The organism is Pseudomonas sp. NPDC012596 (assembly GCF_042902325.1).
Classification (GTDB): Bacteria; Pseudomonadota; Gammaproteobacteria; order Pseudomonadales; family Pseudomonadaceae; genus Aquipseudomonas.
In genome coordinates this window covers 152210-166859 of sequence record NZ_JBIBEB010000013.1, presented here as the reverse complement: position 1 = coordinate 166859, position 14650 = coordinate 152210, and the positions used below count along the sequence as shown (strand labels likewise).

Here is a 14650-nt window from a genome sequence, read left to right as displayed (position 1 = left end):
CCTCAGGGCAGCTCATCGACCAGCAACTGGCGCACACGTTCGGCCAGTACGTCCAGGTCAAAAGGCTTGGTCAGCACGCTGGTCCCCTGCAGCAGCTGGCCGTCACTCAGCGCCGCGCTCTCGTCGTAACCGGTGATGAACAACACTTTCAGGTCAGGGTACTCAAGGCGGCAACGCTCGGCCAGCTGGCGGCCGTTAAGGCCATCGGGCAGGCCGATGTCACTGAGCAGCAGGGCTGGCGGCTCGGCATGTTGCAGGTAGGCCAGCGCTGCCGGGCCACTCTCGAACGCCTCGACCTGGTAGCCCAGCTCCCCCAGTACCTCGGCGACGACCAGGCGCAAGGCCATCTGATCTTCGACCAGCAGGATGCGTTGGCCGCTGGCGCGGCGGCTGTCCAGCAATGTTCGTCTGGGCGCGCTGGCCGGCTCCTTGGGCTGCTCAGGGTGACGCGGAAGGTACAGCGTGATCCGAGTGCCTTCGCCAGGCGTGGAGAGCAGACGCACTTGCCCCCCCGACTGGCGGACGAAACCGTAGGTCATCGAGAGCCCCAGGCCCGTGCCATGGCCCATGGGTTTGGTCGAGAAGAATGGGTCAAAGGCCCGCGCTGCCACCTCGGCGCTCATGCCGCAGCCGTTGTCGACCACACTCAGGCGCACATAGTCCCCGGGCTGGAGCTCCAGAGGTTGCGCGAGCTCGGTGTCCAGCACGATATTCTCACCCAGGATATCGACCGTGCCGCCGGCTGGCAGCGCATCGCGGGCATTGATGCACAGGTTGAGCAGCGCACTTTCCAGTTGCGGAGGGTCGATGAAGGTGGGCCACAGTTCGCTGGCGAAGTAGCTGCGCAGTGTGATGGATGGGCCAATGGTGCGGCGGATCAGTTCTTCCATGCCGCTGACAAGCGCCGTGACCTGGGTGGCGAGCGGTTGCAAGGTCTGCTGACGCGAGAAGGCCAGTAACCGGTGTACCAGCGACGAGGCCCGTTGCGCGGAGTTGCTGGACAGGTCCAGCAAGGGGGCCAACTCCTCGTAACGGGCCTGGGCCAGGCGTTGGTGCATCAATTCCTGAGCATTGAGAATGCTCCCCAGCAGGTTGTTGAAGTCGTGGGCGATACCGCCGCTCAGCTGGCCCACCGCCTCCATCTTCTGCGCCTGGCGCAGCGCCTGTTCGGCCTTGGCCAGCCGTTGCTGCTCCTGCACACGCTCGCTGATGTCATAGGCGAACAGGTAGGCTCCCTGAACAGTGCCCTCGGGCGCGCGCAAGGCATTGAAGCGCAACTCGAAGTGACGCCGGTTCGGCGCCTGGCCAAAGGCCCCTGTTGTGGTGAACTGCTCACCGGCCAGGGCACGTTGCCACATCGGTAGTATCAGGCAGTAGTCCGGCGAATCGTTACCCATCAGCGCTGGCATGTGGTCGCCGACGTCTGGCATGCGCCCGTACAGGTCGTGAAAGTCCTGCTGTGCCTGGCGATTGACTGCCAGCCAACACATGCGCTTATCGAGTACATGCACATTGACCACGCTGTGGTCGACCAACTCGGCAAACAATCGGCGCTCGGCCAGCGCTTCGCTGACCCGCTGTTCGAGCTCTTCGTTGAGCCGTTGCAGCGCTTGCTCGGCCTTGCGCCGTTCCGTCACATCCTGGAACAACACGGCCACTTGGCGACGCTCAGGGGGTTCGATACGAAACGTCGAAACGGCAAGCACGTGGCCGGTGGCAATCAGCTCCTGTTCGAACTGCAGGGGTTCGCCGGTACGCAGCACGGCGCCGTAACGTGCCACCCAGTCGTCGGCCTCGTCGGGGACCATCTCGCGCAGCTTCTGCCCGACCACGTTCGGGATCCCGGCATGCTTGGCATAGGCCGCATTGGCCACGACGTGAATATAGTCACTGAGCGGCCCATGCGGGCCGTCGAAGAACTCGATGACGCAGAAGCCTTCGTCCATGGTGTCGAACAGAAAGCGGAACAGGTCACCACCTAGCGCCTGCTGGTGTGCCTGGGCTGACTCAAGCTCGGCATTGCGCCGTTGCAGGGCTTCGACCTGCTGGCGCAGTTGCTGCAATTCGCGGTGGGGCATTGGGGCGTCCGGCACAGAGCAGTGCTCAACTTTAGCCTGAGCGCCCCGGTGGCGGCTAGAACGATCGCACGATGCGCCCCAGGGTTTCCATGGCACGCTCGGCATCGTCATGCCAGGGGCTGCCGTAGTTCAGGCGGATGCAGTTACCGAAGCGTCGGGTGGGTGAGAAAATCGGCCCCGGTGCGATGCTGATGCCCTGGGCCAAGGCCATGTGGAACAGTTTCAAGGCATCCATCTGCTCGGGTAACTCCAGCCACAGGAAGTAACCGCCGGACGGCTGGCTGACCCGCGTCTGCGGCGGAAAATAGTTGGCGATGGCGGCGAGCATGTTGGCTTGTTGCCCTTCCAGGGCGTAGCGCAGCTTGCGCAGGTGGCGGTCGTAGCCGCCGTGTTGCAGGTAGTCGGCGATGGCGGCCTGGGCCGGCATCGACGCGCACAGCGAGGTCATCAGTTTGAGCCGTTCGATTTTCTGCGCGAAGCGCCCGGCGGCTACCCAGCCAATGCGGTAGCCGGGCGCCAGGCTCTTGGCAAACGAACCGCAGTGCATCACCAGGCCTTGGGTGTCGAAGGCCTTGGCCGGCTTGGGCGCCTGTTGCGAGTAGTACAGCTCGGCGTACACATCGTCTTCGATCAATGGCACCTGGTGACGCCGCAGCAGCTCGACCAACGCCTGTTTCTTGGCCTCGGGCATGCTCGCGCCTACCGGGTTCTGGAAGTTGGTCATGCACCACACGGCCTTGATCGGGTGCTTGTCCAGCGTCTGGGCGAGCGCGGCCAGGTCCATGCCTTCGCGCGGGTGCACCGGGATCTCCACCGCCTTGAGCTTGAGCCGCTCGAGCACCTGCAGGCAGGCGTAGAAGGCCGGCGCCTCGATCGCCACCAGGTCGCCAGGCTCGGTGACCGCCTGCAGGCACAGGTTCAGCGCTTCCAGTGCGCCGTTGGTGATCAGCAATTCTTCCATCGGCAACATCAGCCCGCCGACCATGTAGCGCAGGGCGATCTGCCGCCGCAACTGCGGGTTGCCCGGCGACAGGTCGGTGACCACCATGCGCGGGTCCATGGCCCGGCTGGCGCTGGCCAGCGAGCGCGACAGGCGCTGCAGCGGGAACAGTTCGGGGCTGGGGAAGGCCGAGCCGAACGGCACGGTGTTCGGGTCCTTGATCGATTCGAGAATGGAAAACACCAGCGCGCTGACATCCACGTCGGTCGATTCGCTCAGCGGCTCCAGCGGTTGCGGTTCGCTGAACTGGCGTGGCGCATGGGCGTTGACGAAATAGCCCGAGCGCGGCCGTGCACGGATCAGCCCGCGGCGCTCCAGCAGGTAGTAAGCCTGGAACACCGTCGACGGGCTGACCCCGTGGGCCTGGCTGGCATAGCGTACCGAAGGCACGCGCTGGCCGGGGCCGAGCACCCCGGAGCGGATCAGTTCGGCAATGTCGTCGGCAAAGCGTTCGTAGCGTTTCATGGGGGCTCGGCAAGCAAGGTGAACAGTGAGTGTAAGGGATCAGCGGTTGACCGGTGCGACGAAGCGGCTGTAAGCCACGCTGCGGATCGCCGGTAGATCGCTGGCCTGGATTTCAAAGGCCAGTGGCTGCGAGCTGCTGGCGGGGCGCTCGGCAAGCATGGCCACCGACACCGGCAGTTCGCTCATCTCGCCGGCGGGGATGACGAACTCGGCCTTGCCATGCAGCTCGAAGCCGTTGGCGTCCAGCAGGCGCAAATGATAGCGCTGGCTTTGCTCGGTCTTGTTGATGACCTTGAGCAAGTAGATGTTCTCGATCTGGCCGAGGGCGTTCTCACGGAACAGGCCACGGTCCTTGATCACATCCAGCGACACCATCGGGCGCAACTGCAAGGCCGCCACCAGCGCACCGATCATCACCAGCAGGGCCGCCGCGTAACCCAGCAGCCGCGGCCGCAGCCAGTGCGTGGTGCCGCCTTGCAGGCTGTGCTCTGACTTGTAACCGATCAGGCCGCGCGGGTAACCCATCTTGGCCATCACGTTGTCGCAAGCATCGATACAGGCGGCGCAGCCGATGCAGGCCATCTGCAGGCCTTGGCGGATGTCGATGCCGGTGGGGCAGACCTGCACGCACAAGGTGCAGTCGATGCAATCGCCCAGGCCTTGCGCGCGCGCGTCGCTGCCCTTTTTGCGTGGGCCGCGTGATTCGCCGCGGCGCGGGTCGTAGGCCACGGCCAAGGTGTCCTGGTCGAACATCACGCTCTGGAAGCGCGCATAAGGGCACATGTGCAGGCACACCGCCTCGCGCAGCAAGCCGGCGTTGATGTAGGTGGCAGCGGTGAAAAACACGACCCAGAACAACGCCACGCCGCCCAGTTGCAGGCTGAACAGCGCTTGGGCCAGTGGGCGGATGGGTGTGAAGTAGCCGACGAAGGTCAGCCCCGTGAGCACACCAATCGCCAGCCACAGGCTGTGCTTGAACGTACGGCGCGCCAGCTTGTTCAGGCCCCAGGGCGCGGCGGCCAGTTTGATGCGTTGGTTGCGGTCGCCTTCAGTGACTTTTTCGCACCACATGAACAGCCAGGTCCACACGCTTTGCGGGCAACTGTAGCCGCACCACACCCGGCCGGCGTACACGGTGATGGCAAACAGGCCGAACGCGCAGATGATCAGCAGTGCCGAAAGCAGGATGAAGTCTTGCGGCCAGAAGGTGGCGCCGAAGATGTGAAACTTGCTGCTGGACAAGTCCCACAGCACGGCCTGCCGGCCGTCCCAGTCGAACCAGGCCGTCCCGAAGAACAGTACGAACAACAGGCCGGCGAAGCCAATGCGCAGGTTGCGGTACACGCCCGTGAAACTGCGGGTGTGGATACCGTTGACGGCAGGCCGCTTGGGGGCGGCCAGTTCGATGACTTCGATTCGGTCGTTCATGGCTTCGGTGCTCATCACGCCTAGATCAGGCATGAGCACTATGAGCCCCGAGCTGTTTCCAGCACAGGCTCAGATTTCGCCATTAAAACCGTATCAGATTGCCGCCAAATATTGCTGAAGCCTTAAATCACCGAGCCTGGAACGCTGGCCTTTAAATGCCTGCGGCTATCCACCGCACCCGCTACAGTTAGCGCGTCGGCTTCGCTTTCGGTAATCGGCACACGCTGACCGGCCAGCAGTGCCACGGACATATGCAATTGTTCATCGGTGATGATCTCGATGTCCGGGCCTTCGCCTTCGATGCGCAGGTCTTCGCCAATGAGCGTGCAACGGCGGGTGCTTTCTTCGATTTCGACGGGCATGGGGTGGCTCCTCCGGGGTGCGGTTAACAGTTGTGACCGCAGGCCATGCAGGGTTGCTGCATTGTTCGGCCGGGCGGGCACTTTGCCTAATGTGCAGGGGTCAACCATCCAGGTGCCTGTATCGGCTTTTTCGCGGGCAAGCCTGTAGCGGCAACACATAGCCTCAGCCTGAGTACTACCCATGGACCTCATCTGGCAAACCATCCAGGCGGAATTCGCCGACATCACCGACGAACAGGAAGTCACGCGCATCCTCCTGCGCCTATTGATGGCAGCGGTGCTGGGCGCTGTGCTGGGCTTCGAGCGCGAGCACAAAGGCAAATCTGCCGGTGTGCGCACGCACATGCTGGTGTCCATGGGGGCCGCGCTTTTCGTGTTGGCGCCCAGCATGGCCGGTGCCGACGATCAGGCGCTGAGCCGTGTGGTCCAGGGTATCGTCGCGGGCATCGGCTTTCTCGGCGCGGGTACCATTCTCAAAGGTAACGGTCGGGACCCCAGCCATGTCAAAGGCCTGACCACCGCTGCCGGGCTATGGATGACGGCTGCGATCGGCACGGCGGCGGGTATGGGGCGTGAGGCCACGGCACTGATCAGCACGCTGATGGCATTGCTGGTGCTGGCAACGATGCCGTTGGTCGTGGAAAAGGTGGAGAGGGAGAACGAAGAGAAGCAGAGAGAGGAGGGGAGCGGGAAGCACTGAGGGGAGCCGAAGCTCCCCTCAAAGCGTTGTTGCCTGCTCTTTTCTTATTATTGAGACCGGCCTTTTGTTGTTTTTGTAAGCCTGTCCTGGTGTTGCGAGCGACCCCCACCCGGGGTCAAGAGCAAACGTATTTTTTTGAGCGCTGACCTGCTTTCATCCTGAGGATCCGATGCTGACTGCCGCTACCTTGAGGTAGTTTTATTGTTCTGTGCCAGCTCGCGGGGGCGTACCCCTGAAAAACCTGCCTACTTCAAAAAGATCTGCTTGCTGCGCCTCTGCCGTGTTGTTTTTGTTATGTCAGAGCCGGTACATGTTGTTTTTATTGGGTGTCACGTTTTTTGTTGTTGTTGTACCAAAGATATAGCAGGTGCCGTGCCAACTTTAGGAAACCCTTTAAAATCAAAGGCTTGATCGAAAATGGGAAAATCGGGCCACCTGAAATTCTGTCGAATTGTTTCCCTGTTACCCGATTTTTTGCTGGAGCCTGTGGGGGCGGTAACACTCCACCCACACAGATGTGACAGGCGTGTGAACCTCAGTGCGCGCTGCGTGCCCGCGCCACGCGCGAACCATTGGCCCGGCCCAGTACGGCGCTGATGCGTTGCCCGGCCGCGATCAGCCGGTCGAGGTCGATACCGGTATCGATCCCCATGCCGTGCAGCAGGTACACCACGTCTTCGCTGGCGATGTTGCCCGTGGCGCCTTTTGCGTAAGGGCAGCCCCCCAGCCCGGCCACCGAACTGTCGAACACACTGATGCCTTCGAGCAGGCTGGCGTACACATTGGCCAGCGCCTGCCCGTAGGTGTCGTGGAAATGCCCGGCCAGTTGCGCACGCGGTACCGCGGCCGAGACCACCTCGAAAAGCCGCCGGGTGTCACCTGCGGTGCCCGTGCCGATGGTGTCGCCCAGCGATACCTCGTAGCAGCCCATCTCATGCAGGGCCTTGGCCACCGGGGCGACCTGTTCGGCACTGACCGTACCCTCATACGGGCAGCCCAGCACGCAGGAAACATAACCGCGCACCCGCACACCGTGGCTGCGCGCTGCCTCCATGATCGGTTCGAAGCGCTTCAGGCTGTCGCTGATCGAACAATTGATGTTGCGTTGGGAAAACGCTTCGGAGGCGGCGGCGAACACGGCCACTTCCTTCACCCCCGCCGCCAGGGCGTCCTCGAAGCCGCGCAGGTTGGGTGCCAGGGCCGCATAGGTAACACCTTGGCGCTGCTGGATGCCGGCGAACACTTCGGCGGAGCCGGCCATCTGCGGCACCCATTTGGGCGAGACGAAACTGCCGACTTCGATATAGGCCAGGCCAGCGTCGGTCAGGTCGTCGACCAGCCGCACCTTGTCGGCGACGCTGATGGGCTGGGCTTCGTTCTGCAGGCCGTCGCGGGGGCCGACTTCGACCAGGCGGACTTTTTCGGGCAAAGGCATGGCGGGGTTCCTGTGGCGGGTCAACGGTTGTCGTTATTGTTCAAGGTGGCGGCCAGGGCTTGTTCGCAGCGTTCCTGGGCGGTGTCCAGCTCCAGTTGCATCTGGTGGATGTCGAGCATCTGTTGCTCAAGCTGGGCGCGACGCTCGGCGATCTTCCCTAACATGCTGTTGAGCTGCTTGAGGTTGCCGCTGGTGGGGTCGTACAGCTCGATCAGTTCACGGCATTCGGCCAGTGAGAAGCCGATGCGCTTGCCACGCAGGATCAGCTTCAAGCTGACCTTGTCGCGTGCCGAATAGATGCGCTCCAGGCCGCGCCGCTCCGGGCTCAGCAGGCCCTGTTCCTCGTAAAAGCGGATGGCGCGGGTGGTGATGTCCAGCTCGCGGGAAAGGTCGGAGATGCTGTAGGTCTGGCTACTCATGCTTGGGCTCGGCGTGGGGTATGCCAGTATCCTGAATGCAGGTTGACGTATACGTCAAGCAGGGCGGTGGAGATGTGCTCGTTTACGGCCTCTTCGGGCTACCGCCAATCATTCAGGCTGCACTGATCGCCGATAGCCATTAGGCGTCTGCCCGCTCAGGCGTTTGAAGAACCGCGCAAAGTAGGTCGGGTCACTGAACCCCAGGCTGTCCGACAGCTGCCCGATGCTCATGCGTGTGTAGATGAGGTTGCGCCGTGCCTCCAGCAACAGCCGTTGATGCACCACTTGCAATGCGGTCTGCCCGCTCAATGCCCGGCACAGCTGGTTGAGCTGCAGGCTCTGGATGTTCATCCGGGCGGCGAAGTCCTCCACCGACAAATGCTCCCGGTAATGCGCCTCGACCAGGCGCAGGTATTGCCCCAGCAGCTGCCGGTCACGTTCATCGCGGTTACGCGGCGCCTGGCCCAGTTGCTGGCGGCGGCTGATCCACACCATCAGCGCGGTTACCAGGGCTTCGAGCAGGGTCACCCGTGATGGCTCGTGGCCCTGGTATTCCTGCTGCAGCGTCTCGATCAGGTTGCGCAGCCGCACGCGGTCCTTGCCCAGCGGGTAACACGCAGCCTTCGTCAATACGCTCAGCGGCGCGCCCAGACGTTGCTCCAGGTCGGCCACCAAGGCCGTACCGAAGGTCAGCACATGCCCCTGGATGTCGGCGCTGAAGCGAAAGCCGTGCACGGTCAGCGGCGGCACCACCTGGATTGCGGCCTCGTCGACGACAGTGCGCACGCCTTCGATCTCCACCTGGGCCTGGCCGCGCTGTACATACAGCAACTGGAACAGCTCGGCGTGCTGGTGCGGCTTGATCTCCCAATGGTGCAAGCGGCTGCGCGCGGGGATCGACTCGCAATGCAGCAGGTCGGTACCAGGCCAGGCCTGGTTTTCGCCATAGAGCTGGAACAGCGGTACCCCGGGGAGGCTGGATTTCATATAAAGAATACCTGTCCGGTAATCGAACGATTTTTGTAAAAGTGCAGGTTTTGCATTGGATAGCACACTTAATTGGCCAGAGTTGCCAGTAAAAATGCAAGTGCGAACCCTAATAGCACGAGACAACAACAATGAAAACTCAGGTTGCAATCATCGGGGCTGGTCCGTCCGGCCTGCTGCTTGGCCAATTGCTTTACAAGGCCGGAATCGACACGGTCATTCTTGAACGCCAGACCCCTGAGTATGTACTCGGCCGCATCCGTGCCGGCGTGCTCGAGCAAGGTACCGTCGACCTGCTGCGCGAAGCGGGCGTTGCCGAGCGCATGGACCACGAAGGGTTGGTCCACGAAGGTGTCGAGTTGCTGATCGGCGGCCGGCGTCAGCGCTTGGACCTCAAGGGCCTGACCGGTGGCAAGACGGTCATGGTCTACGGCCAGACCGAAGTTACCCGCGACCTGATGCAGGCACGCGAGGCCAGCGGCGCGCCGATCATCTATGCCGCCAGCAATGTCCAGCCACACGAACTGAAGGGCGAACGGCCCTATGTCACGTTCGAGAAGGACGGGCAAACTCACCGCCTGGACTGTGATTACATTGCCGGTTGCGACGGCTTCCACGGTGTTTCCCGGCAGAGCATCCCGGAAGGCGTGCTCAAGCATTACGAGCGCGTCTACCCCTTCGGCTGGCTGGGCCTGTTGTCCGACACCCCGCCGGTCAACCATGAACTGATCTACGCCCACCATGAGCGCGGCTTCGTGCTGTGCAGCCAGCGTTCGCAGACGCGCAGCCGCTACTACCTGCAGGTACCGCTGGAGGAACGCGTAGAGGAGTGGCCGGACGAGCGTTTCTGGGGTGAGCTCAAGGCCCGGTTGCCCGAGGATGTGGCGGCGCGCCTGGTGACTGGCCCGGCGCTGGAAAAGAGCATCGCGCCGTTGCGCAGCCAGGTGGTCGAGCCGATGCAGTATGGCAACCTGTTCCTGGTCGGCGACGCCGCGCACATTGTGCCGCCCACCGGCGCCAAGGGGCTCAACCTGGCGGCCTCGGATGTCAATTACCTGTATCGGATCCTGGTCAAGGTTTACCGCGAGGGGCGTACCGACCTGCTGCAGCAGTATTCACCGCTGGCCTTGCGCCGGGTATGGAAAGGCGAGCGCTTCAGCTGGTTCATGACCCAGTTGCTGCATGACTTCGGCGAGCATAAGGATGCCTGGGACCAGAAGATGCAGGAAGCGGATCGGGAGTACTACCTGTCGTCCGAGGCGGGGTTGGTGAACATTGCCGAGAACTATGTGGGGTTGCCATTTGAGGAGGTGGTGTAAGGGTGTATAGGTGCATGCCGGGAGGTTTTTGGCGCGCTTGATCTCAAGCGCGCCAAAAGCCTCGCGTCATGCACTTCGAAAGGACACCCCCCAATGCAATTCCCGACCCACCTCATCTGCACCATGTCCCTGGCCCTCGCCACCCAATACGCCTCTGCCGACCAACTGCTCCCCCCACCCCCCGAGCTGCAATCCGGCTACCGCAGCGGCCTGCAACCCGTGCACGCCACCCGCCATATGGTCGCCGCCGCCAACCCCCTGGCCAGCGAGGCCGGGCGGGCCATGCTGCGTGCCGGCGGCAGTGCCATCGATGCGGCAATCGCCATGCAGATGGTGCTCACCCTGGTCGAGCCGCAATCCAGCGGTATCGGTGGCGGAGGGTTCATTCTGTACTGGGATGGCCAGCGTGTGCAGGCCTACGACGGCCGCGAAACGGCGCCGGCGACGGTAACTGAAAAGCTGTTCCTGCAACCGGACGGCACACCGATGCCGTTCCGGGACGCACAGATCGGTGGGCGCTCGGTGGGCGTACCCGGCGTGCTGCGCGCCCTCAAGCTGGCCCACGACCAGCATGGCAAGCTGCCGTGGAGTGAGTTGTTTGCCCCGGCCATCGCCCTGGCGCGCAAGGGTTTCCCGGTTTCGCAGCGCTTGCACACCCTGGTGGCCGGTGACCCTTTCATTGCCGGCTCACCGGCAATGGCCCGGTATTTCCTCGATGGCCAGGGCCGGCCACTGGCAGTGGGCACGTTGTTGCGCAACCCGGAGCTTGCGCAAACCTTCGAGCGGATCGCAGCGCAGGGTGTCGACGCGTTCTACACCGGTGACATCGCCGAGGCCATGGTTGCCAAGGTGCGCAGCCAAGCCAATGCCGGGCAACTGTCGATGCAGGACTTGCGCCAGTACCAGGCCCGGGAGCGCACACCGCTGTGCGGGCCTTACAAGGCCTGGCAGGTCTGTGGCATGCCGCCGCCGTCCTCGGGCGGGGTGGCCGTGCTGCAGACCCTGGGCATCCTTGACGCGCTGCATCGCAGCCACCCGCCGCGCGACCTGGCAACCATGCCGCCGCGCGACACGTCGTCCGTGGCCGGCCTGGAGCCGGCCCCACTGGCAGTCCACCTGATCGCCGAAGCCGAGCGGCTAGCCTACGCCGACCGCGCCCAGTACTTGGCCGACACCGACTACGTGCCGGTGCCGCTCAAGGGGTTGACTGCTCCTGCCTACCTGGCCGAGCGCGCCAAACAGGTCGGTGACTTCAGCATGAAGTACGCGCGCCCAGGCAAGCCGCAGGGCGCGGACCTTGCCTTGGCCCCCGACCGCTCCCCCCTGCGCATTTCCACCTCGCACCTGTCGGCGGTAGACGACAGCGGCCAGGCCCTGGCCATGACCACGTCGGTGGAGGCGGCGTTCGGCTCGCACCTGATGGTCAGGGGCTTCCTGCTGAACAACCAGCTCACCGACTTTTCCTTCATCCCGCAGGAAAACGGCAAGCCCGTGGCCAACCGGGTGCAGCCTGGCAAGCGCCCGCTGTCCGCCATGGCGCCAACCTTGGTGTTTGCACAGGAGACGGGCGAACTGGTGGCCAGCCTCGGATCGCCGGGTGGTTCACAGATCATCGGCTACGTGAACAAGGCGCTGGTCGGCCTGCTGGACTGGCGGCTCGACCCGCAGCAGGCCAGCAACCTGCCGAACTTTGGCAGCCGCAACGCCGGTACCGAAGTGGAAGCCGGGTTGACCAGCCAGGCGTTGATCGGCCAACTGGCAGCCTGGGGCCATGAGGTCACACCCATGCCCATGACCAGTGGCATGCAGATCATCCAGCGCACTGCCACAGGGTGGGCGGGTGGCGCCGACCCGCGCCGCGAAGGCGTGGCACTCGGTGATTAGCCGTGGTAGAAGTCAGCTTTGCCATCCATTAGTTGAATACCAAGATGTCCATCAGCGTGAAATCGAATAGAGCCCTGTTCGACCTCGACCTGCTGCGCGCCATTGTCGTGGTGGCCGATTGCGGCAGCTTCACCACGGCCGCTGCACGCCTGCACTCGACCCAGTCGACCATCAGCCAGAAAGTCCGGCGCCTGGAGGACATGGTCGGCCACCGCCTGCTGGTGCGAGGCAACCGCGACGTGCTGCCTACCGACGCCGGGCAGACCTTGCTCGGCTATGCCCGGCACATGCTGGCGCTGAACGACCAGATGCTAGAAGCGCTGGCCGGGGCCATGGTCGGCGTTACCGTGCGCCTGGGCGTGCCGGAAGACTTTGTCGGTGGGCGCACCACCAATGCGTTGTCGGCCTTCAGCCGGCTGCACCCGCAGGTCAAGCTGGAAGTCACCAGCGGCCTGTGTCGCGACCTCAGCCAGGCGTACGACAACGGTGAACTCGACCTGGTGCTGCTCAAGCAGCGGCGCAATACCCGCGAAGGCGTCGCCTGCTGGCCCGAGCGCCTGCAATGGATCGACAGCGCGCGCATGCCGTCCTTCGAGCTCGACCCGATCCCGCTGGTGACCTTCCCGCCACGTGGGCTGTACCGTGAAGACATGATCAGCGCGATCGAAGGCATGGGCCGGCGCTGGCGCATCAGCTTCACCAGCTCCAGCCTCAGCGGTATCCAGGCGGCAGTGGCCGATGGCATGGGCATCAGCCTGCTGCCACCGCGCGCTGCCACCCGTGAACATCGGGTAATGGGGCAGCAGCAGGGGTTGCCGGAGGTGGACAGTTACGAAATCGTCATCCTCCACCGGCCGACGGCGGACGTGATGATCAAGGCGCTGGCCGAAGTGATGACAGAGTTGCTGGCGGGGGGAGGGATCTGACGCCATGCCCCCGGCAGGCTAAAAGAAGCTGCGCTGCGCCTTGAGCGTGACCATGCTATCGCAGTAGGTGTTGATGCCCGCGTAGGCATCACAGCCACCACCGCTGAGGTTGGAGTTGCTGTAGATCAGGTTGAGGTCGATGCCAAGCCACGGCCGCGACAGCTCCAAAGACCAGTCCGAAAACCCATTCACCTGGCTGCCGTCGCCGATGGTGAAGGGGGTGCCCAGGCGATGGTGGGCGAGCTTGACGGTGAAGTCGGCATCGAGCAACGGCAACTGGCCGAAGTCGGCGAACAGGGTACCGGTGCGGTTGTCCGGGTTGTCCCGCCAGGCGCCGCCGATGCGGCTGCCCATGATCGATATGCCGCCATAAAGGGCATAGCTGTCGGGCCCGGCGATATTGGGTTGGCTGTAGTGGATCAGGCCCACTTCGTAACCCAATGTGCTGTCGAAATGGTCCTTGTAGCCCAGGTAGCTGTCCAGGCGCAGGGTGGAATCGGGTGTAACGCCCATGCTCGGGGCATATTGGCCGAGGTACCAGCCGCTGGGGTGGCTGAGGTCCAGGCCGCCGTGAAAGGTGCCGGCCGCGCTCGGTGAAATCAGCCCTTGGGCCATGCTGCGTGAAGGCGTGGTGCCGAGCTTGAAGTCGAAATCGCCCAGTTGGCGCTGGATCTGCTGCGCCTGCAGCGCCTGGCTGAACAGAAGGGCCACACTCAACAACAGAAGGGGCCTGATCATGGTCACCGTCCTGGAAGGCTTGCTCTTGAGCGGCACAGGATACCCGTGTTGCCGAGCAGGGAAAACCACATGGCACTCATTGAAGGGGTTGGGAAATCTCGATCAGGTTGAGGTCCGGGTCCCGCACGTAGACCGACAGGATCGGCCCGGTCGCCCCAGTGCGCGTGACAGGCCCCTCGATGATGGGCCATTGCGCCTGCTCCAGGTGGGCGATCACTGCCTCCAGGCTGACGCTGGCGATGAAGCACAGGTCGAGTGCCCCAGGCACGGGCAGGTGAGCCTTGGGCTCGAACTCATGGCCGCGCACATGCACGTTGATTTTCTGGTTGCCGTAGCGGAAGGCCAGGCGGCCGGCGCCGAAGGTTTCCAGCTGCATGCCCATCACTCGGGTATAGAAGTCGGTGCAAGCTTGCACGTCGACGGTCGTCAGCACCAGATGGTCCAGGTGGTCGATCATTGGCAACCTCAGTGGTAAGGGCTGAAAGGTTCAGCCCGGCAGCCACCATGATAGAGCGCCCCGCACGTCTTTCAACTCAGCCACTGAACCCCGGTTGCGTCTCGGCCACCTCGGTCACCACTTGCGGGCTCGCCGCGCGCAGGATCACGCGCTTGCGCAGTTCGTACTCATCCAGCGACAGGGCTTGGCGCTGAATGGCTTCGAGTTGCAGCTGGCGGTTTTCTTCGGCGGTGTAAGGGCGCAGTTCGGGGTGGCTGGTGCAACCGCTGAGCACGGCAATGCCAGTGGCGGTCAGGGCAGCGAGCAGCAGGCGGGCCTTGGTGTTCATTGGAAGCTCCAGGATACGGGGGGCAAGTGGCGAATCGATGGAGTTAGGTTATTGGGTGAGCGTCATCAGTAGAAATTGCCCTTCTCGATAGTGACTATTGATGCTGGCAAGTACGGTGTGCAAA

General features: G+C 63.4%; 14 protein-coding genes. 4 read left to right on the top strand and 10 right to left on the bottom strand.

Annotated elements, in window-relative coordinates; all coding sequences use genetic code 11:
* Positions 1 to 2: 2 nt before the first annotated feature.
* From ACFY68_RS17220 to ACFY68_RS17205, 4 genes are all read right to left on the bottom strand, one after another.
* Complete coding sequence (locus ACFY68_RS17220; protein ID WP_387529603.1) at positions 3 to 2078, bottom strand: PAS domain-containing protein; 2076 nt, start codon at positions 2076 to 2078, stop codon at positions 3 to 5.
* 55 nt (positions 2079 to 2133) lie between these two features.
* Positions 2134 to 3543: a GntR family transcriptional regulator MpaR gene (mapR, locus tag ACFY68_RS17215; RefSeq protein WP_387529600.1), complete on the bottom strand. Its 1410-nt coding sequence runs from the start codon at positions 3541 to 3543 to the stop codon at positions 2134 to 2136.
* A gap of 39 nt (positions 3544 to 3582) precedes the next feature.
* Positions 3583 to 4971, bottom strand: a complete 1389-nt coding sequence (gene ccoG / locus ACFY68_RS17210; RefSeq protein ID WP_387529597.1) for a cytochrome c oxidase accessory protein CcoG — start codon at positions 4969 to 4971, stop codon at positions 3583 to 3585.
* A gap of 122 nt (positions 4972 to 5093) precedes the next feature.
* Positions 5094 to 5333, bottom strand: a complete 240-nt coding sequence (locus tag ACFY68_RS17205) for a DUF3203 family protein (RefSeq protein WP_387529594.1) — start codon at positions 5331 to 5333, stop codon at positions 5094 to 5096.
* A gap of 181 nt (positions 5334 to 5514) precedes the next feature.
* Here ACFY68_RS17205 and ACFY68_RS17200 point away from each other — a divergent pair, with 181 nt between their 5' ends.
* Complete coding sequence (locus ACFY68_RS17200) at positions 5515 to 6033, top strand: MgtC/SapB family protein (protein WP_387529591.1); 519 nt, start codon at positions 5515 to 5517, stop codon at positions 6031 to 6033.
* 535 nt (positions 6034 to 6568) lie between these two features.
* On the opposite strand, the gene ACFY68_RS17195 is transcribed toward ACFY68_RS17200, so the two are convergent.
* From ACFY68_RS17195 to ACFY68_RS17185, 3 genes are all read right to left on the bottom strand, one after another.
* Positions 6569 to 7468 (bottom strand): hydroxymethylglutaryl-CoA lyase, encoded by a 900-nt coding sequence (locus ACFY68_RS17195; RefSeq protein WP_387529589.1) that lies wholly within the window; start codon positions 7466 to 7468, stop codon positions 6569 to 6571.
* 20 nt (positions 7469 to 7488) lie between these two features.
* Entirely contained in the window at positions 7489 to 7887 is a 399-nt protein-coding gene (locus tag ACFY68_RS17190; protein ID WP_346613064.1) for a MerR family DNA-binding transcriptional regulator, read from the bottom strand.
* A 108-nt stretch (positions 7888 to 7995) separates the two neighbouring features.
* Entirely contained in the window at positions 7996 to 8874 is an 879-nt protein-coding gene (locus ACFY68_RS17185; protein ID WP_387529585.1) for a helix-turn-helix domain-containing protein, read from the bottom strand.
* A 131-nt stretch (positions 8875 to 9005) separates the two neighbouring features.
* Between ACFY68_RS17185 and pobA the strand changes: the two genes are divergently transcribed.
* The 3 genes from pobA (at position 9006) to ACFY68_RS17170 (ending at position 13003) form a co-directional block, all read left to right on the top strand.
* Entirely contained in the window at positions 9006 to 10193 is a 1188-nt protein-coding gene (gene pobA, locus ACFY68_RS17180; RefSeq protein ID WP_387529582.1) for a 4-hydroxybenzoate 3-monooxygenase, read from the top strand.
* Positions 10194 to 10286: 93 nt separating this feature from the next.
* Positions 10287 to 12077 (top strand): gamma-glutamyltransferase, encoded by a 1791-nt coding sequence (gene ggt, locus ACFY68_RS17175; RefSeq protein WP_387529579.1) that lies wholly within the window; start codon positions 10287 to 10289, stop codon positions 12075 to 12077.
* Between the two features lie 44 nt (positions 12078 to 12121).
* Entirely contained in the window at positions 12122 to 13003 is an 882-nt protein-coding gene (locus ACFY68_RS17170; protein ID WP_346613068.1) for a LysR family transcriptional regulator, read from the top strand.
* 18 nt (positions 13004 to 13021) lie between these two features.
* Here the strand turns inward: ACFY68_RS17170 and ACFY68_RS17165 are convergent, their stop codons facing one another.
* The 3 genes from ACFY68_RS17165 to ACFY68_RS17155 form a co-directional block, all read right to left on the bottom strand.
* Positions 13022 to 13741, bottom strand: a complete 720-nt coding sequence (locus tag ACFY68_RS17165; protein ID WP_387529576.1) for a TorF family putative porin — start codon at positions 13739 to 13741, stop codon at positions 13022 to 13024.
* Between the two features lie 76 nt (positions 13742 to 13817).
* On the bottom strand, positions 13818 to 14198 hold the full coding sequence (locus tag ACFY68_RS17160; protein ID WP_387529573.1) for a VOC family protein: 381 nt from the start codon (positions 14196 to 14198) through the stop codon (positions 13818 to 13820).
* Between the two features lie 76 nt (positions 14199 to 14274).
* Entirely contained in the window at positions 14275 to 14526 is a 252-nt protein-coding gene (locus ACFY68_RS17155; RefSeq protein WP_387529570.1) for a hypothetical protein, read from the bottom strand.
* Between the last annotated feature and the right edge of the window lie 124 nt (positions 14527 to 14650).